This is a genomic window from Nesterenkonia populi (assembly GCF_007994735.1).
Classification (GTDB): Bacteria; Actinomycetota; Actinomycetes; order Actinomycetales; family Micrococcaceae; genus Nesterenkonia; species Nesterenkonia populi.
The window spans coordinates 442,383-465,273 of record NZ_VOIL01000001.1 but is presented as its reverse complement, the minus strand read 5'-3'; the positions used below and the strand labels follow the sequence as shown (position 1 = coordinate 465,273).

Genomic DNA, 22,891 nt, shown 5'->3' with positions numbered 1-22,891 from the left:
CGTGACATGCCAGATCAACTATTCATCTAATGGAGAGTTTGATCCTGGCTCAGGATGAACGCTGGCGGCGTGCTTAACACATGCAAGTCGAACGATGAAGCTTCCAGCTTGCTGGTGGTGGATTAGTGGCGAACGGGTGAGTATCACGTGAGCAACCTGCCCTTGACTCTGGGATAAGCCTGGGAAACTGGGTCTAATACCGGATATGACTACGTCCCGCATGGGGTGTGGTGGAAAGCTTTTGCGGTCTTGGATGGGCTCGCGGCCTATCAGCTTGACGGTGGGGTAGTGGCTCACCGTGGCTTTGACGGGTAGCCGGCCTGAGAGGGTGACCGGCCACACTGGGACTGAGACACGGCCCAGACTCCTACGGGAGGCAGCAGTGGGGAATATTGCACAATGGGCGAAAGCCTGATGCAGCGACGCCGCGTGCGGGATGACGGCCTTCGGGTTGTAAACCGCTTTCAGCAGGGAAGAAGCTTTTTGTGACGGTACCTGCAGAAGAAGCGCCGGCTAACTACGTGCCAGCAGCCGCGGTAATACGTAGGGCGCGAGCGTTATCCGGAATTATTGGGCGTAAAGAGCTCGTAGGCGGTTTGCCGCGTCTGCCGTGAAAAATCCGGGCTTAACTCGGATCGTGCGGTGGGTACGGGCAGGCTAGAGTGCAGTAGGGGAGACCGGAATTCCTGGTGTAGCGGTGAAATGCGCAGATATCAGGAGGAACACCGATGGCGAAGGCAGGTCTCTGGGCTGTTACTGACGCTGAGGAGCGAAAGCATGGGGAGCGAACAGGATTAGATACCCTGGTAGTCCATGCCGTAAACGTTGGGCACTAGGTGTGGGGGACATTCCACGTTTTCCGCGCCGTAGCTAACGCATTAAGTGCCCCGCCTGGGGAGTACGGCCGCAAGGCTAAAACTCAAAGGAATTGACGGGGGCCCGCACAAGCGGCGGAGCATGCGGATTAATTCGATGCAACGCGAAGAACCTTACCAAGGCTTGACATGGACCGGATCGCTGCAGAGATGCAGTTTCCCTTCGGGGCTGGTTCACAGGTGGTGCATGGTTGTCGTCAGCTCGTGTCGTGAGATGTTGGGTTAAGTCCCGCAACGAGCGCAACCCTTGTCCTATGTTGCCAGCGGGTTATGCCGGGGACTCATGGGAGACTGCCGGGGTCAACTCGGAGGAAGGTGGGGATGACGTCAAATCATCATGCCCCTTATGTCTTGGGCTTCACGCATGCTACAATGGCCGGTACAGTGGGTTGCGATGCCGTGAGGCGGAGCTAATCCCTAAAAGCCGGTCTCAGTTCGGATCGGAGTCTGCAACTCGACTCCGTGAAGTTGGAGTCGCTAGTAATCGCAGATCAGCAATGCTGCGGTGAATACGTTCCCGGGCCTTGTACACACCGCCCGTCAAGTCACGAAAGTTGGTAACACCCGAAGCCCACGGCCTAACCCTTGTGGGGGGAGTGGTCGAAGGTGGGACCGGCGATTGGGACTAAGTCGTAACAAGGTAGCCGTACCGGAAGGTGCGGCTGGATCACCTCCTTTCTAAGGAGCTGGCTGCGAGTTGTGGCCGCCCCGTTGTGGCATCCGAGTGTGGTGTCCCGGGGTTTGCTCATGGGTGGAATATCAGCGAATCACACTGTTGTGGTGTGGGCTTGGCTTGCGGCGTGATGCTTTCATGCTTTAGTACGTGGTCTTTGTGGCTGCTGGAACGGGTGTGGGGTTGGTTGTGAGTCTGGTTTTTGGTGCACTGTTGGGTCCTGAGGCAGCAGCCGTTTGGTTGGTGTGCTCTGGATTGTTGCTTCTGCTCCAGAACGCTGCGCACTGTTTGGTGTGTGGTGGTGGGGGTGGGGGTTGTTGTTTGGGAACTGCATAGTGGACGCGAGCATCTTTGTTTGCAATTTTTTTGTTGAGTGTCATCGTGCGCTGGCCTCTTTGTGGGGTTGGTGTGTGATGTGTCGTTTGGTGGCTTACATCGCTATGTGTAGTGGGTGTAAGTGTTTAAGGGCGCATGTGTGGATGCCTTGGCAGCAGGTGCCGATGAAGGACGTGGGAATCTGCGATAAGCCTGGTGGAGCTGATAACCGAGTGTTGAGGCCAGGATGTCCGAATGGGGAAACCCCGTGCACTGTTATGGTGCGCGACCAGCCGCTGAATGTATAGGCGGTTTGGGGGGAACGCCGGGAAGTGAAACATCTCAGTACCGGCAGGAAGAGAAAACAAGAGTGATTCGGTGAGTAGTGGCGAGCGAAAGCCGATGGGGCTAAACCCATCATGTGTGATAGCTGGTAGGCGTTGCGTGGTGGGGGTTGTGAGGCCCAGTGTCCAGGATCTACCAGTCTTGGCGGTTGAGGTGCGGGCGTATAGACGAAGAAGGTTGAGTCCTTCACCGTAGAGGGTGTGAGTCCCGTAGTTGTAATGCGTTCCGCCGGCTGTGCTGGGTTCTCGAGTAGCACGCGGCTCGAGGAATCGTGTGTGAATCTGCCAGGACCACCTGGTAAGCCTGAATACATCCTGCTGACCGATAGTGAATCAGTACCGTGAGGGAATGGTGAAAAGTACCCCGGGAGGGGAGTGAAAGAGTACCTGAAACCATGTGCCTACAATCCGTCAGAGCATCCTTGTTGGTGTGATGGCGTGCCTTTTGAAGAATGAGCCTGCGAGTTAGTGCTCAGTAGCGAGGTTAACCCGTGTGGGGAAGCCGCAGCGAAAGCGAGTCTGAATAGGGCGATGTAGTTGCTGGGTCTAGACCCGAAGCGGAGTGATCTACCCATGGCCAGGTTGAAGCGCGTGTAAGAGCGCGTGGAGGACCGAACCCACCTAGGTTGAAAACTGGGGGGATGAGCTGTGGGTAGGGGTGAAAGGCCAATCAAACTCTGTGATAGCTGGTTCTCCCCGAAATGCATTTAGGTGCAGCGTCGCGTGTTTCGTCCGGGAGGTAGAGCTACTGGATGGCCGATGGGCCCTACAAGGTTACTGACGTCAGCTAAACTCCGAATGCCCGAGACGTGAGAGCGCGGCAGTGAGACGGTGGGGGATAAGCTTCATCGTCGAGAGGGAAACAGCCCAGACCACCGGTTAAGGCCCCTAAGCGTGTGCTAAGTGGGAAAGGATGTGGAGTTGCTCAGACAACCAGGAGGTTGGCTTAGAAGCAGCCATCCTTGAAAGAGTGCGTAATAGCTCACTGGTCAAGTGATTCCGCGCCGACAATGTAGCGGGGCTCAAGCACACCGCCGAAACCGTGGCATTCAGGCTTTTGTCTGGATGGGTAGGGGAGCGTCGAGCAAACCGGTGAAGCCGCAGCGGAAGCTAGTGGTGGAGGTTGTTCGAGTGAGAATGCAGGCATGAGTAGCGAAAGACGCGTGAGAAACGTGTCCGCCGAATGACTAAGGGTTCCAGGGTCAAGCTAATCTGCCCTGGGTTAGTCGGGACCTAAGGCGAGGCCGACAGGCGTAGTCGATGGACAACGGGTTGATATTCCCGTACCGGCGAAGAACCGCCCACGCGAACCCGCTGATACTAACCGCCTGAACCCTGCCATAGTGCCCCTTCGGGGGTGCGTTGGCAGGTAGTAGCGTGGGACCTGAAGCGGTCTAGCGAGCGTATTAACAGGTGTGACGCAGGAAGGTAGCCGGGCCCAGCGATGGTTGTCTGGGTCTAAGAATGTAGGCTGGCTCCTAGGCAAATCCGGGAGCCGTGATGGCTGAGATTTGATGGGCCCCCACTTCGGGTGGGGGATCCGGTGATCCTATGCTGCCGAGAAAAGCATCGACGCGAGGTTCTAGCCGCCCGTACCCGAAACCGACACAGGTAGTCAGGTAGAGAATACCAAGGCGATCGAGATAATCACGGTTAAGGAACTCGGCAAAATACCCCCGTAACTTCGGGAGAAGGGGGGCCATCCGCTTGATCAGCCTGCGCGGCTGTGAGGGTGTGGTGGCCGCAGAGACCAGGGGGGTCCGACTGTTTACTAAAAACACAGGTCCGTGCGAAGTCGTAAGACGATGTATACGGACTGACTCCTGCCCGGTGCTGGAAGGTTAAGAGGACCCGTTAGGCTCTTCGGAGTCGAAGCGGAGAATTTAAGCCCCAGTAAACGGCGGTGGTAACTATAACCATCCTAAGGTAGCGAAATTCCTTGTCGGGTAAGTTCCGACCTGCACGAATGGAGTAACGAGACCCCCGCTGTCTCAACCGTGAACTCGGCGAAATTGCACTACGAGTAAAGATGCTCGTTACGCGCAGCAGGACGGAAAGACCCCGAGACCTTTACTATAGCTTGGTATTGGTGATTCGCATCACTTGTGTAGGATAGGTGGGAGACTGTGAAGCCAGCACGCCAGTGTTGGTGGAGTCATCGTTGAAATACCACTCTGGTGTTGTGGATCATCTAACTTCGGGCCCTGATCGGGTCCAGGGACAGTGCCTGGTGGGTAGTTTAACTGGGGCGGTTGCCTCCCAAAGAGTAACGGAGGCGCCCAAAGGTTCCCTCAGCCTGGTTGGCAATCAGGTGTCGAGTGTAAGTGCACAAGGGAGCTTGACTGTGAGACAGGCATGTCGAGCAGGAACGAAAGTTGGGACTAGTGATCCGGCGGCACCTTGTGGAAGGGCCGTCGCTCAACGGATAAAAGGTACCTCGGGGATAACAGGCTGATCCTCCCCAAGAGTTCATATCGACGGGATGGTTTGGCACCTCGATGTCGGCTCGTCTCATCCTGGGGCTGGAGTTGGTCCCAAGGGTTGGGCTGTTCGCCCATTAAAGAGGCACGCGAGCTGGGTTTAGAACGTCGTGAGACAGTTCGGTCCCTATCCGCTGCGCGCGTAGGAGATTTGAGAAGGTCTGTCCTTAGTACGAGAGGACCGGGACGGACGAACCTCTGGTGTGCCAGTTGTACTGCCAAGTGCACCGCTGGTTAGCTACGTTCGGGATGGATAACCGCTGAAAGCATCTAAGCGGGAAGCCGGCTTCAAGATAAGATCTCCGACACCATTGGTGTGAAGGCTCCCTATAGATGATGGGGTTGATAGGCCAGATGTGGAAGCGCAGCAATGCGTGAAGCTGACTGGTACTAATAAGCCGACCACTTACACCACCACCACAACGCATATGCTCAATATGTTGTGAACTCTGTGCTGCGTCCACTCTGCGGTCCTCTTTCAACAAACCCTGTGTTTGATGGAAGCAGACCTTTGTCCAAGTCAATATTGTTCGTCACGATCCTTGTTGTTCGTGGCCCATAGATTTCCACGCCCCCCCTCTTCTTTGGTGGTTGGTGGGGTGTGGTCTAGGGTTACGGCGGTCATAGCGTGGGGGAAACGCCCGGTCCCATCCCGAACCCGGAAGCTAAGACCCACAGCGCCGATGGTACTGCACCGGAAACAGTGTGGGAGAGTAGGTCACCGCCGGACACACTTTCACAGAAAGGCCCCTGAACTGCGAAGAAGCAGATCAGGGGCCTTTCTGCCGCCGCCAACAGATTCGTGGCAACCCACAAATGCCTGTATGATAAACAATCGCGCATAGCGACCACGGGGTGTGGCGCAGCTTGGTAGCGCGCCTCGTTCGGGACGAGGAGGTCGCAGGTTCAAATCCTGTCACCCCGACCAGTGGAACCCTGAGACAACAGGGATGCAGCCCGGTACCAGCCCGCCCGGTACCGGGCTTTTTGCCGCCCCGAAATATCCACACGGCCAGTACTGCAGGGCCCTCGACGTGCGGCCATGTAGGGTGGAATATCCATCAGGATCTTCGCGCTATTACTTCGCAGTACCCTGAACAGTTCCCGGATGCGCTGCATCGGTATGCAGCGCCACCAGGACGACACCCCGCCCCATGACGGAAGGACGTGCTGATGACGCTGCTGACGGCTATGGCCACAATGCTCATAGCTGTCGGAGTCGCTCGTCCCCTCTCCTACCGCTTCGGCCGCAACGCCGGCTACCCCATCGCCGCACTGTTCCTGACAGCCCTGGGCCTGGTGCTCAGCGGGGCTCCAAAGGTCCTGGACGGCGGCACCGTCACCGGCGAGTGGATGTGGATCAGCAGCCTCGACATCGCACTGCGCCTGCACCTGGACGGACTCAGCCTGGTCTTCTCCATCCTCGTGCTGGGCGTCGGCGGCCTGATCATGTCCTACTGCGCTCGGTACCTGAGCGAGGAGTACGACCACGGCCGGCTCTACACCCTGCTGGCGCTCTTCGCCACCGCGATGCTCGGCATGGTCCTCTCCGCCGACCTCATCACCCTCTTCGTCTTCTTCGAGATCACCACCCTGTGCTCATTCTTCCTCATCGGCGGACAAGGCCTGCACCAGGCCAGATCCGCCACCCGGGCCTTCGTGATCACAGCATCCGGAGGCTTCGCGCTCCTGGGCGCGGTGCTGCTGCTCTGGCACACCACAGGAACGACTGACCTCACTGCCATCCTCGCCGACGCCGAGACCGTCTCCTCCTCCCCCTACGCGCCATGGATCGGCGGCCTGATCATCTACGCGGCGATCACCAAGTCCGCGCAGTTCCCCGTCCACTTCTGGCTGCCCGACGCGATGGTGGCCCTCACCCCGGTCAGCGCGTACCTTCACGCCGCCACACTGGTGAAAGCCGGCATCTATGTTCTGATGCGCTTCTCCGAGCTGTTCGCCGACTTCTGGTGGTGGACCGCCGTACTCCTCACCCTAGGCCTGATCACCACAGCGATCGGCGCCGTGTTCGCCCTCCAGCAGCACGACCTCAAGGCGCTGCTCGCCTATTCGACCGTCAGCCAGCTGGGCTGGATTGTGGCGCTGATCGGCGTCGGCACCAACGAAGCGTTGGGAGTCGCAGGACTGCACAGCTTCTCCCACGCGCTGTTCAAAGCCACCCTGTTCATGCTTGTCGGCGTGATCGACAAGGAAGCCGGCAGCAGAGACATCCGAGAGCTCTCAGGCCTCTACCGAGTCATGCCGTTCACCGCAGTCCTGACAGGCTTGGCGGCGATGTCCATGGCCGGGCTGCCCCCCTTCCTCGGGTTCGTCTCAAAGGAGGAGAGCTACTATGCCTTCCTGAACCTCCCCGGAGGCTGGGGGTGGGCCGTCGGGACCGTGGCAGTGGCCTCAGCCGCGGTCACCTTCGCCTACAGCTTCCGGCTGCTCTGGGGCGCATTCTCCGGGCCGACCCATCAACGAGGGCTCTACGACGCGCACTGGAGCTTCCTCGTCCCTGCTGCAGTGCCCGCAGTGGCGGGACTCATGCTGGGCATTTTCGTCGACTACCTCAACCCCCTGTTCGACCGCTCAGTCCAAGACACCGTGCTCTCAGCGGACGCCTACGCCGGACTGAGTCTGCTGCCCACCTCGGTCGCCTCCCCGGCGCTCTGGATGTCCGTGGCCACAGTGGTGCTCGGCCTGGCGCTCTTCCTGGCCCGCGGCCCGGTGGACCGTGCGCTGAAGCGGCTCGTCCTGCCGGTCACCGGCGTACAGGTCTACGACGCCGGGTACGCGGGGCTGCTGCGGTTCTGCGACTGGATCGCTCGTCCTGCCCGCTCCGGAGCTCTGGCTCCGCACGTGCTCTGGCCATTGGGAGCGATAGCGGCCCTCGGCCTGGCGGCTGCCATCCTAGGGGTCGGTCCCGCCGTGGACATTCCCGCCTCGCGTCCGCAGGACTGGTTCGTCGTCTCCCTGACAGCGCTGGCCGTTCTCGGACTGTGCCTGACCCGCTCCCGCTTCGGCGCAGTCGTGATGCTCGGCATCGTAGGATTCCTCATCGCCGGATGGTTCCTGCTGCTGGGCGGAGTCGACCTCGCCCTGACCCAGATGCTGGTGGAGATCCTCACCGTGGTCGTCGCGGTGCTCGTGCTGCGCAGGCTGCCCGATCTCTTCGCGCCCGTGGGGGCCCTGCGCCGCGGGGGAGCAGCAGTGGTCGCTGTGGTCATCGGCCTCTGCGCCGGGGCCGCGACCCTGGTGCTCACCGGACGGCGGGACCCGACGTTCGCCGCCGACTGGTACGTCCAGGAGACCGAGGAAGCCGCCGGGGGCACCAACCTGGTCAACTCGATCCTCGTGGACTTCCGCGGCCTGGACACCTTCGGGGAGATCACAGTGCTGGCGGTGGCAGCCGTCGGGCTGCTGGCCCTGCTGCGCGGCGAAGCACGGCCTGACGAGAAGGCCCGCTCCATGGACCTGCCCGGCGACCGCAACGTGCTGAGCACCATCAGCACAATCCTGGTGCCGCTGATCGCCGCCGTCGCGCTGTGGCTGCTCTGGCGCGGCCACTACGAGCCGGGCGGAGGGTTCGTCGCCGCGCTGGTTGCCGCCCTGGCTGTGGTCATCGCCCGGCTGCCCCGGTCAGCAGACGCTCCATCCAGGCTTCGCCCTGCCGGACTGCTGGCTGCGGGGCTCATCATTGCGGTGGCCGCCGGGACCCTCGGACTGATCCAAGGCTCCTTCCTCCGTCCGATCACCGGAAGCATCGAGATCGGACCGCTGTATCAGGCAGTCACCACGTCGCTGATCTTCGACCTCGGAGTCTTCTTCGCCGTACTGGGCCTGGTGGCCGCTGCGCTGGACCGATTCACCCGCGGGAAAGTGCTCAGCGCCGACCTGCCCGACGCTGCAGCGGGCCAGCCCCAGCCCCCAGACAGAGAAACCGCCGAATCTTCAGGAGGTGAGAGCCGATGAGCGCCGCACTGCTGGTCACCGTGCTCGTGGCAGGGGGCGTCTACCTGATCCTGCAGCGGGGCTTGGTCCGCGCAGCCTTGGGCTTTGTGCTTATCGGCCACGCCGCCAACGTCATCATCCTCGCCGCCGGGGGCCAAGAGGGCCGCGAACCCGCCTATGTGGGCGAGGGCTCTCCATCCGAAGGGATCGCGGATCCGCTGCTTCAAGCGTTTGCCCTGACCGCCATCGTCATCACCTTCGCCCTGACGGTCTACCTGTTCGCCCTGGCCGGCCACGGCGGCGACGAGGACGGCAGCCCCTCCGACGCCGAGCCCTCCGACGCCGATGAGCACACCGGAACCGTCGTGGACTCGCCGCCGCGCGGAGAGCCCCTCGGCACCCACCGCAGCGGAAACCAGCCCACAGGACGCACCGAGGGGAGGGCGCACGCATGAGCCACGACATCCTCGCGGCGCTGCTGCCGGCCTTCCTGTGGCTGCCGATCCTTCTCGCCGCAGCCGCTCTCCTCGCCCGCCGCTCGCCGGCCCTGCAGCGTGCTCTCGCCCTGGCGGTCCACGCCCTCGCACTGGGGGGCGCGATCACTGCCCTGGTCACCGTCAGCGACGGCTCCGTGATCGCAGAGCAGGTCTCAGGATGGGACGCCGGCATCTCCATCCCGTTCGTGCTGGACACCTTCTCCGCCCTGATGCTGAGCGTGGCCGCCCTCATGGTGCTGGTCTGCACGCTCTTCGCCGTCTTCACCGGCGACGACGCCGACCCGTACTTCCATCCGCTGGTGCTCGTGCTCTCAGCGGGGGTGTACGGCGCCTTCCTCACCGGCGACCTGTTCAACCTCTTCGTGATGATCGAGGTCGCGCTCATCCCCTCCTACGTGCTGCTGACCCGCAGCGGCCGGCCGGCGGCGATGACGGCCGGGCGCATCTACTTCGGCGTCAACCTGTTCGTCTCTGCCGTCCTGCTGGCCGGAGTCGGCATGGTCTACGGCAGCGCGGGAACCGTCAACATGGCCGAGCTCGCAGGCGCCGCCGCTGAGTCGCCCGCTGTGGGCCTGGCCACCGGCGTGGTGCTGCTGGCCCTGGGCGCCAAGGCCGCACTGGTTCCGGTCCACACCTGGCTGCCCCGGTCCTACCCCTTCGCCTCAGTCGCGGTCACCGCTCTGCTCTCCGGGCTGCTCACCAAGATCGGCGTCTACGGCGTCTTCCGCGTCTACGGCCTGATCTATGAGGGGACAGGTCTGGAGACTCTCTGGCTTGTCGTGCTGCTGGCCACCATGATCGTCGGTGTGCTCGGAGCCCTCGGCGAGTCCGGCATGCGCTCGATCCTGAGCTTCCATATGACCAGTCAGGTCGGCTACATCATGCTCCCGCTGGCCTTCTTCGGCCCTCTCGGGATGGCCGCCGGCATCTTCTACATGGTCCACCACATCATCGTGAAGGCCGCCCTGTTCCTCGCCTGCGGTGCAGTGGAGCACCACGCCGGAACCGGGAAGCTCTCCCAGCTGGGCGGCTACGCCCGCCGGGAGCCCTGGCTGGGCCTGGTGTTCATCCTCGCGGCGCTCTCCCTGGTGGGCATCCCCCCGATGTCCGGCTTCGTCGCCAAGATGTCGCTGATCCGGGCCTCACTGGACGCCGGGCTCTACATCGCCGCCGCCTGCGCCATCGTCGTCAGCCTCTTCACGCTGCTGTCTATGCTCAAGATCTGGAACGGGGCCTTCTGGGGAGCTGACCCTGAGCCGGTGAAGGAAACCGTGCAGCTGGCCCCCGCGGCGACCGCCCCTGACGTCACCGACCCCGCCGCCGGCCGTCTGTCCCGCAAGTTCAGCCGCACCGCCCCCAGCAGCCCCGACCGGGTCCCCCGCCGGCTGATCCTGCCCGCAGCGCTGCTGGTCGTCTGCACCATCAGCATCGGCCTGGGGGCTGAGGTGCTGATGGGCCTGGCCACCACCGCCGCTGAGGGGCTCAGCGACACCACCAGCTACACCGAGGCGGTGATGGCCCAATGACCCGCCGTGCACAGCAGCTGATGCGGCTCCCTGGGCTGCTGGTGTGGTTCGTCGGACAGATGTTCCAAGCCAATTGGCAGGTCGCCGTCGACATCCTGACCCCCGGCAGCGCCCTGACGCCCGCGATCGTCGCCTACCGAACCCGTGCAGCCACACCGAGAGAGATCACTGCACTGAGCAACCTCATCACCCTGACCCCCGGCACCCTCACCATCGACGTGGATGAGGCGCCCGGCCGCGGGCACACGCTCTATGTGCTCGGTCTCTACGCCCCGGAGCAGCCCGAGGCGTTCCGGGCAGAGCTGCAGGAGCTGGAAGACCGGCTGCTGCGCGTGACACGCCCCGGCGAGGCCAAGAGCAAGGAGGCCGATCACCGATGAGCCCGCATGAGCTGCTGAATCTGGAGATCTTCGGCATACCCCTTGGGTGGGCCTGCCTCGGGCTGCTGGTTCTCACCGTGCTGCCCGCTGTGCTCCGCGCCGCGCTCGGCCCCCACGAGGCTGACCGCGCCATCGGTGCTGACCATGTCTTCTTCGTCCTGGTTGCATCCCTCGCGCTGCTCAGCCTGCTCTGGGAGCGCTCCCTGCTGATCGACCTGGTGATCGTGGTGACGCTCATCGGCTTCATCTCAGCCCTGATCTTCGGCCGCTACCTCGGCCGGACCCGGGATGCGGGACAGCCCGCTTCGCGAGGAGGTGAGCCCGAGTGATCGAAACGCTGCAGACCCTCGCCGGAGCAGTGCTGCTGGGCGCGGGCATCGCGCTGTTCGTCGTCGCCGCTGTCGGCCTGGTCCGCTTCCCTGACCCTTACACGCGGCTCACTGCCGTCACCAAGTCGGGCACGCTCGGACTGGTGCTGCTGCTGTGCGGCGTACTCGCGATGGATCCGAGTCTGGCCCACGCGATCAAGCTCATTCTTGCTGTGGTGCTCCAGCTGCTCACTGCGCCCATCGGCGGGCTCGCGCTGAGCCGCGGAACCTTCCGCTCCGGAGCGCCGCTGCCTGAGCCGCTGCAGTACAACGAGCTCAGCGGGCACCGTCACGATTCCGCATAAGGCGTGAGGCTGCGCTCTCCCTCCCCAAATACCTGTGCCCTGGGTCACAGAGATCCTTTTCTTCTGCAATGCGAAGAACTGCAGATCTTTTTCCTCCATCTGGTGGTTCCGGGGGTTGCGCCGGGGTGAGACTGGAGTCACATCCCGCAACGAGGAGGTTGCGGGGACCGGTCAACGATTCAAAGGAGATTCACTATGACCGACACGGTGAACCAGCAGGTTGAGGGCATCGCAGAAGAGCCCGCATCCAAGATCGACCCCGACTTCAGCAAGAAGGTGGAGGCCCTCCAGGAGGACTGGACGACCAACCCTCGCTGGAAGAGCGTCAAGCGCGACTACTCCGCCACCGACGTCGTGAAGCTCCAGGGATCCGTGCAGGAGGAGAAGACCCTCGCCAAGCGCGGCGCCGAGAAGCTCTGGAAGCAGCTGACTGAGGAGCACGCCGCGGGCAAGTACACCAACTCCCTCGGTGCGCTCTCCGGCAACCAGGCCGTCAACTACGTCAAGGGCGGCCTTCGCGCCATCTACCTGTCCGGCTGGCAGGTCGCCGGTGACGCCAACATCTCCGGGCACACCTACCCCGACCAGTCCCTGTACCCCGCGAACTCGGTGCCGACCGTGGTGCGCCGCATCAACAACGCCCTCATGCGCGCCGACCAGATCGACTACCTGGAAGGCATCAAGGACGTCCAGGACTACGTGGTCCCCATCGTTGCCGACGCTGAGGCCGGCTTCGGCGGCCCCCTCAACGCCTACGAGCTCATGAAATCCATGATCGACGCCGGTGCGGCAGGCGTGCACTGGGAGGACCAGCTCGCCTCCGAGAAGAAGTGCGGCCACCTCGGCGGCAAGGTGCTCATCCCCACCAGCCAGCACGTGCGCACCCTGCAGGCAGCTCGTCTCGCAGCCGACGTGCACAACGTCGACACCCTGATCGTGGCCCGCACCGACGCCGAGGCGGCAACCCTGATCACCTCCGACGTCGACGAGCGCGACAAGCCCTTCATCACCGGGGAGCGCACCGCGGAGGGCTTCTACAAGGTGAAGAACGGCATCGAGCCCTGCATCGAGCGAGCCAAGGCCTACGCTCCCTACTCCGACCTCATCTGGATGGAGACCGGCACCCCGGACCTGGAGGCGGCCCGCCAGTTCGCCGAGGCAGTCAAGGCCGAGTACCCCGACCAGATGCTCGCCTACAACTGCTCGCCGTCCTTCAACTGGAAGAAGCACCTCGACGACGAGACCATCGCCAAGTTCCAGAACGAGCTGGGCAAGATGGGCTTCACCTTCCAGTTCATCACCCTGGCCGGCTTCCACAGCCTCAACTACGCCTCCTTCAACCTCGCCAAGGGCTACAAGGAGGAGCAGATGAAGGCCTACGTGGAGCTGCAGGAGGCCGAGTTCGCCGCAGAGGGCGACGGCTACACCTCCACCCGCCACCAGCGCGAAGTCGGCACCGGCTACTTCGACGCGATCTCCACCACCCTGAACCCCGACTCCTCCACGGTCGCCCTGAAGGGCTCCACCGAAGAGGGCCAGTTCCACTGAGGAGATGACTGATGATGAGCACTGCAGGAATCATGATCAACGGCGTCGCTGACAGCCCTCGTGCCTCGCTGCACGTGATCACCGCGGACGTGGGCGAGCCTGAAGGCGCGAGCCCGCAGGCAGCGCAGCCCCAGGCCGCGTAGAGCCTGCAGGCCCATACGGAGCCACCGGCCCCCAGGAGTTTTCGAGGTCCTCCTGGGGGCCGGTCCCGTCCGGAAGAAGACCGTTCAACATGTAACATGTCTCACATGCGCTCAGCGGAGAGTGTCGAAGAGGACAACGACGAAGGCGTCGACCTGATCGCCCTCGGCCGTCGTGTCCGCCACCTCCGCAAGAAGCAGTCCATGACCCTGGACGACCTCGCCGAGGCCGTCGGCACCGCGCCCTCCCAGCTCTCTCTGCTGGAGAACGGCCGCCGTGAGCCCAAGCTCTCCCAGCTGCGGCAGATCGCCAAGACTCTGGGCGTCGCCGTCGACGAGCTCTTCGGCACCGAGCCTCCCAGCCGGCGCGCCGCACTGGAGATCGAGCTGGAGAAGACTCAGCGCGGCCCCCTCTATTCCGCGCTGCACCTCCCCAGCGTGCGCATCTCCAGCAGGCTCCCCACCGACGCGCTCGAATCCCTGGTGGCCCTGCAGCGAGAGCTGAAGCGCCGCCTGGAGGAGCAGGCCGCCACCCCGGAGGAGGCCCGGCGCGCCAACACCGAGCTGCGCGAGGAGCAGCGCGCCAAGAACAACTACTACCCGGAGCTCGAGGCCCAGGCCGCCGAGCTGCTCGCCGCCGTGAGGCACGATGCCGGCCCGGGCGGTCAGCACCGGCCGCTGAGCCACCACAAGGCTGCTGACCTCGCCGAGCACCTCGGCTACTCCATCCGCTACGTGTCCCGGCTCCCGCACGAGACCCAGTCCGTCACCGACCAGCGGAACATGGTCATCTATCTCACCCAGTCCAGCACCGGGGCGCGGGACGCGCGCTCCCTGCTGCTGCAGGCGCTCGCCCATCGGGTGCTCGGGCACACCGCGCCCCAGGACTACTCGGAGTTTCTGCGCCAGCGGGTCTACGCGAACTACCTGGCCGGGGCCCTGCTGATGCCGGAGAAGGCCACCACCGACTTCCTCAACCAGGCCAAGCAGGCCAAGGAGCTCGCGATCGAGGACATTCGGGATGCGTTCGCGGTCAGCTACGAGTCGGCCGCCCACCGGTTCACCAACCTCGCCACCCAGCACCTGGGGATCACCTGCCACTTCCAGAAGGTCCACGAGTCGGGGATCATCCACAAGGCCTACGAGAACGACGGCGTCCGCTTCCCCACCGATCACTCCGGTGCGATCGAGGGCCAGACGATCTGCCGCCGGTGGACCTCCCGTGAGGTGTTCGACGTCGAGGACAAGTTCCGCTCGTTCGACCAGTACACCGACACTCCGCTGGGCACCTTCTGGTGCACCGCCCGCACCGAGTCGCACTCCTCCTCCACCTACTCGCTGTCCATCGGGGTGCCCTTCGAGCACGCCAAATGGTTCCGCGGCAGGGCCACCGGCTTCCGCTCCAAATCCCGGTGCCCCGACGACCCCACCTGCTGCAGGGTCCCGCCCGCCGAGCTCTCCGAGGTGTGGGAGGGCCAGGCCTGGCCCACCGCCCGGGCCAACACTCACCTGCTGGCGGCCATGCCGGAGGGCGCCTTCCCGGGGGTGGACTCGGAGGAGGTCTACAGGTTCCTCCAGTCACAAGGCTGAAACAGTCGCACTGTTATTGTTGAACAATCGAAAGTGCACTGGCAGCGAAGGAGACACCCGTGGCCCGGATCGACCTGAACAGCGACGTCGGAGAGTCCTTCGGCAACTGGTCCATTCCTGACGCTTCCATGCTCAGCATCGTCTCCAGCGCGAACGTCGCCTGCGGCTTCCACGCCGGCGACCCGCTCACCATCCGCGGCACCCTGCAGTCCGCCGTGGAGAAGGGTGTGGCCGTCGGCGCACACATCGGCTACCGGGACCTTGCCGGATTCGGCCGCCGCTTCATCGACTACCACCCGCGTGAGCTCTCCGCCGAGGTCATCTATCAGCTGGGCGCTCTGGACGGCCTGGCCCGAGCGGCAGGCACCCGCATCCGGTATGTGAAGCCTCACGGCGGCATGTACAACACCATCGTCCACCACAAGGACCAGGCGCACGCGGTCATCGATGCCATCGCCGAGTATGACGAGACGCTGCCCGTCCTGCTGCTGCCCGGCGGGTACGCGCTGGACTACGCCAGGAAGCAGGGCCTGCGCGGAGTGGCCGAGGCCTTCGCGGACCGCGCCTACAACCCCGACGGCACGCTGGTCTCCCGGCGTGAGCCCGGTGCGGTGATCGACGACGCCGGCCAGGTGGTGGAGAACATGCTCCGTCTGGCCCAGGACGGTGTCCTCATCGCCCGGGACGGAACCCGCATCAGGACCGAGGCCGAGTCCATCTGCACCCACGGCGACACTGCCGGCGCCGCCCAGATGGCCGCCACCCTGCGCAGCGCCCTGGAAGACGCCGGGGTGCAGATCCGCAGCTTCGTCGAAGCCTGAGCCGCTGATGAAGAGCATCAGGCAGGCCGCCACCAGTGTCCGCCGGGCAGGCACCCGCGCGCTTCTGCTGGAGTTCGGTGCGCTGGAGACCGTCCTTGCCGCCCACCAGCAGCTCAGCCGGAAGCCGCTCCCGGGGCAGGAAGACCTCGTCGCCGCCGCCCGGACCGTCATGATCCGATTCTCGTCATCAGCGGCGCTCACCGCCGGCCGGGACCTGCTGGACCGGATGCCGCTGCCCGAGCGCCAGCACGGTGAGGCTCGTGAGGTGACCATCGACGTCGTCTACGACGGGGAGGACCTCCCTGAGGTCGCAGAGGCCCTGGGCATGGGCGTCCAAGAGCTCGTTGAGTGGCATACGTCCCGGATCTGGACAGGCAGCTTCGGCGGGTTCGCGCCCGGGTTCACCTACTGCGTCCCGGCCAGCGGCGCGATGCAGATCCCCCGGCGCTCCTCTCCCCGGACGGCCGTGCCGCCGGGCAGCGTGGCGCTCGCCGGAGAGTTCTCCGCGGTATACCCGCGCAGGTCCCCGGGCGGATGGCAGCTGATCGGCCGCACCGGTGCGGCCATGTGGGACCTGGCCCGGGAGAGCCCGGCCCTCGTCCGGCCTGGAGACACGGTCCGGTACCGCGCCGTCGAGCACCTCCCCCCGCCCGGAGAGCCGGACCCTGCGTCGGAGCTCCCCAGCCCGGACGGCGCCGCGCTGACCGTGGTCTCCCCGGGGGTGCAGACCTTGGTGCAGGACTTCGGCCGTCCCGGCCTCAGCGACCTCGGAGTCTCCCGCGCCGGCGTCGCGGATGAGGCGGCCGCCGCACAGGCCAATCGGCTCGTCGGAAACGCGAAGCAGGCCCCGGTTCTGGAGACGCTGATGGGCGGACTGACCCTCCGTGCGGACCAGACCCTGGTGCTGGGCGCCAGCGGCGCCGAGGTCCAGCTGAGCATCACCGGCAGGAGCGGCCCCCGGACTGCCCCGGTGTCAGCCCCGTTCGTGCTGCTGGAGGGGGAGACGCTCACCCTCGGCATGCCCTTGCGCGGACTGCGCACGGTGGTCGCCGTGCGCGGAGGGATCGAGGCCGCACCGGTGCTCGGCTCCGCCTCCTCGGACACGATGTCCGGGCTCGGCCCCGCGCCCCTGCAGGCGGATCAGCCGCTGCGCATCTCCTCGCCGAAGGGCCTCACTCCGGTGGGAGGCCCGGAGCGGCCCACTCTCTTCATCCCTGATACCGCCGGCCGGGCGGTCCTTCGCTTCACCTACGGCCCCCGTGAGGACTGGTTCGGCGCGGCAGAGCGGACACGGCTGCACAGCCAGGACTGGCAGGTGACTGCCGAGGCTGACCGCATCGGAATTCGGCTCGCGCCTGACCCCGCTGACCCGGAGGCCCGCTCCCTCCGGCGCGCCAAGCATGAGGAGCTTCCCAGTGAGGGCGTTCCGCGGGGCTCCCTGCAGGTGCCTCCGGAGGGAAGCCCGGTGCTGTTCCTCAACGATCACCCCGTGACCGCGGGCTACCCGGTGATCGGCGTCGTCGTGCCCGAGGACCTGTCTGCTGCGGCCCAGCTGGGCCCCGGCGACACCGTCGCCCTGCAGCCGGTGAATCCCGACACGCTAGCCCCGACTGACTCTTTGGAGGCCCGACCATGAAGCGCATTCTGATCGCCAACCGGGGTGAGATCGCGGTGCGAGTGATCCGCTCCGCCCGGGAGGCCGGGTACAGCACCGCTGCCGTCTACGCGGATCAGGACGCCGCCGCACTGCACGTCGAGCTTGCAGATACGGCTGTCGCGCTCGGGGGAGACACGGCCGCGGACACGTACCTGAGCATCCCGCGCATTCTTGAGGCGGCACGGACTGCTGGCGCCGACGCCGTCCACCCCGGGTACGGGTTTCTCTCCGAGAACGCGGACTTCGCCCGGGCCGTGATCCAGGCAGGAATGACCTGGATCGGTCCGGCCCCGGAGCCCATCGAAGCCCTCGGCAACAAAGTCACCGCCCGGCAGATCGCTGTCGACACCGGTGCGCCCCTGGTCCCGGGCACCGACGGCCCCGTCTCCTCAGCGGAGGAGGTCCGAGCCTTCGCGGCCGAGCACGGGCTGCCTGTGGCGGTGAAGGCCGCCCACGGCGGAGGCGGCCGTGGGATGCGGATCATTCGGGAAGAGTCGGAGCTGGATGAGGGCTACGCCTCCGCGGTGCGGGAGGCCGAGGCCGCCTTCGGCCGCGGAGAGTGCTTCGTGGAGCGCTTCCTTGACCGCCCCCGGCACGTGGAGGCCCAAGTGGTCGCAGACTCCCACGGCAGCGTGGTGGTGGTCGGCACCCGCGACTGCTCTCTGCAGCGCCGCAGCCAGAAGCTCGTGGAGGAGGCCCCGGCCCCCTTTCTCGCCGAGGAGGCCCGAGAGCGCATCCATGAGTCCGCCCGAAGCATCTGTGCCGCGGCGGGATACGTCGGCGCGGGGACCGTGGAGTATCTGCTGAGCCCCGACGGGCTGCTGAGCTTCCTGGAGGTCAACACCCGCCTGCAGGTGGAGCACCCCGTCACCGAGGAGACCGCCGGCGTAGACCTGGTCGCTGAGCAGCTGCGCATCGCCGAGGGCGGCCGGCTCACCCTCACCGAGGACCCGCCGCCGGCCGGACATGCCATCGAGTTCCGGCTCAACGCAGAGGACCCCGCCCTCGGGTTCCTCCCCGCCCCCGGACGCGTGGAGCTCTTCAGCCCGCCCACCGGTCCCGGCATCCGGGTCGAAACAGGCATCCGCACCGGGGATGAGGTCTCCGGTGCCTTTGACTCCATGTTCGCCAAGCTCATCGTCACCGGCCCGGACCGCGCCACCGCGCTCATCCGGGCGCGTACGGCGCTCGCCGAGATGCGCGTCGAAGGCATCCCCACCGTGATGCCGTTCCACCGGGCGGTGCTCGAAGCGCCTGACTTCACCGCCGAGTCCGGGGCCGAAGGCTTTGCCGTCCACACCCGGTGGATCGAAGCCGACTTTCAGGATGCGCTCACCGAGTCCGAGCATCTGGCCTCCGCGGTCCGGCACCAGGAGCAGCCTATGCGCCGAGCCGCTGTTGAGATCGACGGCAGGGTCGTGCAGCTGGGGCTCCCCGCCTCGCTGCTGAGGCTGTTCGGCTCCGCAGAGACTGCCGCAGAGCAGGGCGGCCGGCCTCAGGAGGACAGCGCCGTCACAGCACCCATGGCCGGGACCCTGGTCACCTGGCTGGCCGAGGACGGCGCCGATGTGGAGAAGGGGCAGCCGGTTGCGGTCCTGGAGGCGATGAAGATGGAGCAGAACATCACTGCCCCGGTGTCGGGAACCCTCGCCCGGGAGGATGTCGCCCCCGGCGGCTCGGTCGCGGGCGGGCAGGTGGTCGCACGCATCAGCTGACGCCCGGCGGCCCGGTAGGTTTGGGCCCATGTCTGATGATGTCTGGGCCTCGTTGGAACCGGTCGGCTCGGGGCCCGATGCTCACGCCCACCTGCCCGAGCGGGCTGCGGCTGCCCTCCGGGAGCAGATCGCGGCCGGCCGGGTGCTGCCCGGCACCAAGCTCCCCGAGGTGCGGATCACCCACCAGCTGGGCGTTTCGCGGCACACGCTGCGCAGCGCCTTCCAGGTCCTCGCGGGGGAAGGGCTCGTCCAGCGTCACCCCAACCGGGGGGTCTTCGTCTATGAGCCCCAGCCCGAAGACATCCGAGAGCTCTACCGGGTTCGTCGCATCATCCAGACCGGCGCCCTCCGGGCCGCAGCATTCCCGGAGAAGTCGCTCGAAGGGCTTCAGGAGATCGTCGGCCGAGCCCGCAATGCACTCGGGGGTGAGGACGTGCACGGCATGGCTGAGGCCAACCAGCAGTTCCACCGGCTGATCGTCGCCCAGGCCCGCTCCGTCACCTTGGACACCCTGATGAGCGAGGTGCTCGCCCGGATGCGGCTGGCCTTCCTCACCCGCCGGCACGAACCCACGTTCCACACCCGATATGTGCATCGCAACGGAGAGCTTGCCGACCTGCTCAGCACGGGTCGGCGACGAGAGGCCGAAACGTATCTGATCGAATACCTGGTCACCGCGGAGAACGACCTCATCGCCCACCTGGAGCAGGAATGAGCCCCTCTGCGTTACGTCTGCGTAAAACTTTCCCGGATTGTTGGACAATCCCTTGCTCTGATTGTTGAACAACATCTAGTGTCTGGCTCAAGCACCACGACGACGTCGTGAATGCCCACGTACCGCAGCCGTCCTGAGGGGAAGCATCGTGTCTGAGCCGACACCCGCCGTATCCGCCGCCGAGGCGGAGCAGAAGCCCAAGGGCCCCACCTTCACCGCCACCCGCCGCACCGCCATGCTCGGCGCCATGTTCCTCATGGCCGTCTCCGCAGTCGGGCCCGGCTTCATCACCCAGACCTCCGAGTTCACCATGCAGCTCGGCGCCGCCTTCGCCGCGGCGATCCTCATCTCCGTCATCGTCGACGTCGCCATCCAGATGAACGTGTGGCGCACCCTCGGCGTCTCCGGGCTCTACGCCCAGGAGCTCGGCAACCGTATTCTGCCCGGCCTCGGATGGGCGCTCGCCGCCCTGATCTTCTTCGGCGGAATCGTCTTCAACGTCGGCAACATCGCCGGTGCGGGCCTCGGCATGCAGGCCATGTCAGGACTCGATCCCCAGATCGGCGGGGCCGTCTCCGTGCTCATCGCCATGGCGATCTTCCTCTCGAAGAGGGCCGGAGTCGCCCTGGACCGCATCGTGATCGTCTGCGGCGCGGTGCTCATCCTCCTCATGGGCTACATGGCAATCGTCACCAGCCCGCCGGTCGGCGAGGCAGCGATTCAGACCTTCGCGCCCACTCTGCCGGAGGGGGAGGGCCTGAGCACGTTCTTCTTCGTCACCACCACGCTGATCGGCGGCACCGTCGGCGGCTACATCACCTACGCCGGCGCGCACCGGGTCATCGCCTCCGGGCACACCGGCCCCGAGAACGCCTCCACCATCGCCCGCACCTCCGTGATGGGCATCATCGTGGCCAGCGTCATCCGCTACCTGCTGTTCCTCTCGATTCTCGGCGTCGTGACCGCGTACTCCGTCACCCAGATCGAAGAGACAGGGCAGGACAACGTGGCGGCCTCCGCTTTCCTGCTGGTGCTGGGGGAATGGGGACTGCGGGTCTTCGGCGTGGCCTTCTGGGTCGCCGCGATCACCTCCATCCTCGGAGCCACCTACACTTCGGTCTCCTTCATCACCACCCAGAAGACATCCCCCCGGGTCCGCGCCGGCATGCTGATCGGATTCCTGGTGCTCACCTGCGGCATCTACCTGACCCTGGGCCAAGCGCCGGCCACTCTGCTGATCATGGCCGGGGCGTTCAACGGAGCGGTGCTGCCGCTCGGCTTCGCGGTGATCCTCATCGCTGCCTGGTTCAGGCGCGAGACCCTGCTCGGCGGGTACAAGTACCCCAAGTGGCTGCTGATCAGCGGCACCCTCATCTGGCTGCTGACCATCTACATGGGCGCGAACTCCCTCACCGGGATCGCGGACCTGTGGACGCAGGGCTGAGAGCACCAGGATGATGATCACGCCGGCAGAGACCACGCCGGCCGCGGCTCGGGCACAGTTCCGGGCAGGGCTGCGACGGCCCACCAGCGGCTGCAGCGCCGGCTATGCGCAGGCCAACCTCATCGCGCTGCCGCAGGGGCAGGCCTTCGACATGCTCCTATTTGCTCAGCGCAACCCCAAATCCTGCCCGGTGCTGGGCGTTCTGGAGGCAGGTCAGCTGAGCTCTGAGCCTCTGCTGGGCGTCGAGGGCGGAGATATCCGAACGGACATCCCGGCCTACCGGGTCTATCGGAGCGGTGAGCTGGCCGAGGAGGTGCCCGACGTCGTCGAGCAGTGGCGCGACGACCTGGTCGCCTTCCTCATCGGCTGCAGCTTCACCTTCGAGGCGCCCATGCTGGAGGCCGGACTGCCCATTGCCCATATTGACCAAGGCGTGAACGTGCCTATGTATGAGACGGGCATAGCCTGTGAGCCCGCTGGATCGATCTCCGGGCCCATGGTCGTCTCCATGCGGCCGCTGCCCCCGCATCTGGTCTCCGACGCGGTGCGCATCACCTCCCGGTACCCGGGCGTCCACGGAGCCCCGGTGCATATCGGCGATCCGGAGGCCCTGGGCATTGCAGACATCAGCGCCCCTGATTTCGGCGACCCGGTCCAGATTCCGGAGGGCTGGATACCGGTGTTCTGGGCCTGCGGGGTGACGCCGCAGGCCGCAGTGATGGCCTCGAAGCCGGAGTTCGCCATCGGGCACGCTCCCGGACACATGCTCATCACTGACATCCCCGACACTCGCCTGCAGGTTCCCTAGAGCCTCTCTCCGGGTGCCTGTGCGGGCTCTCAGGGCGACGGCGATAGTCTGGTTCGGTGAACGAATCCGAACCTTCCCGGCGCGCGCAGCAGATCCGCTGGGCGGCCTCCGTGCTGGCCTTCCTCATCGGGTCCGCGGCTGTGATCCTGCTGATGCTTCCCAGCGCCTGGGGGATCGCGGCCGGGCTGCTGGTGGGCGGCGCGGCCGGCGCCGGCACCTACGGAACCCTCTACGGGCGGGAGATCAAAGCTCAGGAGCAGGCCACTCTGCTCACCACGGAGCAGGAGGCTCTGCGGGAGCAGCTGAAGCAGACCGAGACCACAGTCCGGACCCGGCAGGGCGAGCTGCCGCCGTCAACCCACGGCCAGCTGCGGATGATGGTCGTAGGCTTGGACGAGATCATCCAGCGCTGGGAGGCCCTGCGGCGCGCCCCCGAGCAGCAGGACGCGGTGGCGATGACTGTCCGCCGGCACCTGCCCCGCACCCTGGATCTGTTCCTGGAGCTGCCGGACACGGCCAAGCCGGAGCACGCAGAGGAGTTCAAAGCGCAGGTCAGCCTGATGGCGGAGGCGGTGGCGAAGACCCGCGACGACGCCGTCGGCAAGGACCTCCAGGCTCTCCGCCGGAACCGTCTGCTGCTGGAAGAGGCGCTCACCGACCCCGATGAGCGCCTCTTCCGCGACCTGTAGCCGACGCCGGCAGGCTCCTCCTTCAGTCAGAGCCTGCGGCGATGCGG

The 22,891-nt window shown here is 65.3% G+C and carries 16 protein-coding genes, 1 tRNA gene and 3 rRNA genes; all 20 read left to right on the top strand.

Going from position 1 to position 22,891, the window contains the following annotated elements:
* The first annotated feature begins 26 nt into the window (after positions 1-26).
* The 20 genes from FWJ47_RS02175 to FWJ47_RS02085 all read left to right on the top strand — a co-directional run bounded on the left by FWJ47_RS02175 (position 27) and on the right by FWJ47_RS02085 (position 22,844).
* A 16S ribosomal RNA gene (locus FWJ47_RS02175) occupies positions 27-1,553 on the top strand.
* Between the two features lie 446 nt (positions 1,554-1,999).
* Positions 2,000-5,101, top strand: a 23S ribosomal RNA gene (locus FWJ47_RS02170).
* A 199-nt stretch (positions 5,102-5,300) separates the two neighbouring features.
* A 5S ribosomal RNA gene (gene rrf / locus FWJ47_RS02165) occupies positions 5,301-5,417 on the top strand.
* The 16S, 23S and 5S rRNA genes sit together here with 1 tRNA gene alongside, the layout of an rRNA operon.
* 121 nt (positions 5,418-5,538) lie before the next feature.
* Positions 5,539-5,615 (top strand) — tRNA-Pro (locus tag FWJ47_RS02160).
* 245 nt (positions 5,616-5,860) lie between these two features.
* A complete protein-coding gene (mbhE, locus tag FWJ47_RS02155) occupies positions 5,861-8,662 on the top strand; it encodes a hydrogen gas-evolving membrane-bound hydrogenase subunit E (RefSeq protein ID WP_147103462.1) in 2,802 nt (933 codons plus the stop codon).
* Positions 8,659-9,096: a sodium:proton antiporter gene (locus tag FWJ47_RS02150; protein ID WP_147103459.1), complete on the top strand. Its 438-nt coding sequence runs from the start codon at positions 8,659-8,661 to the stop codon at positions 9,094-9,096. The genes mbhE and FWJ47_RS02150 overlap by 4 nt, the downstream gene beginning before the upstream one ends.
* Entirely contained in the window at positions 9,093-10,664 is a 1,572-nt protein-coding gene (locus tag FWJ47_RS02145; protein ID WP_246126122.1) for a monovalent cation/H+ antiporter subunit D family protein, read from the top strand. The genes FWJ47_RS02150 and FWJ47_RS02145 overlap by 4 nt, the downstream gene beginning before the upstream one ends.
* Positions 10,661-11,044 (top strand): Na+/H+ antiporter subunit E, encoded by a 384-nt coding sequence (locus tag FWJ47_RS02140; protein WP_147103456.1) that lies wholly within the window; start codon positions 10,661-10,663, stop codon positions 11,042-11,044. Before FWJ47_RS02145 ends, FWJ47_RS02140 begins: the two co-directional genes overlap by 4 nt.
* Complete coding sequence (locus FWJ47_RS02135; protein WP_147103454.1) at positions 11,041-11,373, top strand: MrpF/PhaF family protein; 333 nt, start codon at positions 11,041-11,043, stop codon at positions 11,371-11,373. Before FWJ47_RS02140 ends, FWJ47_RS02135 begins: the two co-directional genes overlap by 4 nt.
* The gene (mnhG, locus tag FWJ47_RS02130) at positions 11,370-11,717 is read left to right on the top strand and encodes a monovalent cation/H(+) antiporter subunit G (protein ID WP_147103451.1); all 348 of its coding nucleotides are present in this window, start codon (positions 11,370-11,372) and stop codon (positions 11,715-11,717) included. Before FWJ47_RS02135 ends, mnhG begins: the two co-directional genes overlap by 4 nt.
* Positions 11,718-11,912: 195 nt before the next feature.
* Positions 11,913-13,265 (top strand): isocitrate lyase, encoded by a 1,353-nt coding sequence (aceA, locus tag FWJ47_RS02125; RefSeq protein WP_147103448.1) that lies wholly within the window; start codon positions 11,913-11,915, stop codon positions 13,263-13,265.
* Positions 13,266-13,276: 11 nt separating this feature from the next.
* A complete protein-coding gene (locus tag FWJ47_RS12330; RefSeq protein ID WP_281289231.1) occupies positions 13,277-13,408 on the top strand; it encodes a hypothetical protein in 132 nt (43 codons plus the stop codon).
* Between the two features lie 96 nt (positions 13,409-13,504).
* Positions 13,505-14,995 carry a helix-turn-helix domain-containing protein gene (locus FWJ47_RS02120; protein WP_147103444.1) on the top strand — a complete coding sequence of 497 codons (1,491 nt, stop codon included), beginning with the start codon at positions 13,505-13,507 and terminating at the stop codon, positions 14,993-14,995.
* A gap of 59 nt (positions 14,996-15,054) precedes the next feature.
* Positions 15,055-15,816: a LamB/YcsF family protein gene (locus FWJ47_RS02115; protein ID WP_147103440.1), complete on the top strand. Its 762-nt coding sequence runs from the start codon at positions 15,055-15,057 to the stop codon at positions 15,814-15,816.
* Between the two features lie 7 nt (positions 15,817-15,823).
* A complete protein-coding gene (locus FWJ47_RS02110; protein WP_147103437.1) occupies positions 15,824-17,452 on the top strand; it encodes a 5-oxoprolinase subunit B/C family protein in 1,629 nt (542 codons plus the stop codon).
* Positions 17,449-19,188: an acetyl/propionyl/methylcrotonyl-CoA carboxylase subunit alpha gene (locus FWJ47_RS02105; RefSeq protein WP_147103433.1), complete on the top strand. Its 1,740-nt coding sequence runs from the start codon at positions 17,449-17,451 to the stop codon at positions 19,186-19,188. Before FWJ47_RS02110 ends, FWJ47_RS02105 begins: the two co-directional genes overlap by 4 nt.
* Positions 19,189-19,216: 28 nt before the next feature.
* A complete protein-coding gene (locus FWJ47_RS02100) occupies positions 19,217-19,903 on the top strand; it encodes a GntR family transcriptional regulator (RefSeq protein WP_170228436.1) in 687 nt (228 codons plus the stop codon).
* Between the two features lie 148 nt (positions 19,904-20,051).
* Positions 20,052-21,347 carry an NRAMP family divalent metal transporter gene (locus FWJ47_RS02095; RefSeq protein ID WP_425465988.1) on the top strand — a complete coding sequence of 432 codons (1,296 nt, stop codon included), beginning with the start codon at positions 20,052-20,054 and terminating at the stop codon, positions 21,345-21,347.
* A gap of 10 nt (positions 21,348-21,357) precedes the next feature.
* Positions 21,358-22,155: a putative hydro-lyase gene (locus FWJ47_RS02090; RefSeq protein WP_211358951.1), complete on the top strand. Its 798-nt coding sequence runs from the start codon at positions 21,358-21,360 to the stop codon at positions 22,153-22,155.
* A 56-nt stretch (positions 22,156-22,211) separates the two neighbouring features.
* Positions 22,212-22,844 (top strand): hypothetical protein, encoded by a 633-nt coding sequence (locus FWJ47_RS02085; RefSeq protein ID WP_147103426.1) that lies wholly within the window; start codon positions 22,212-22,214, stop codon positions 22,842-22,844.
* Positions 22,845-22,891: the final 47 nt, after the last annotated feature.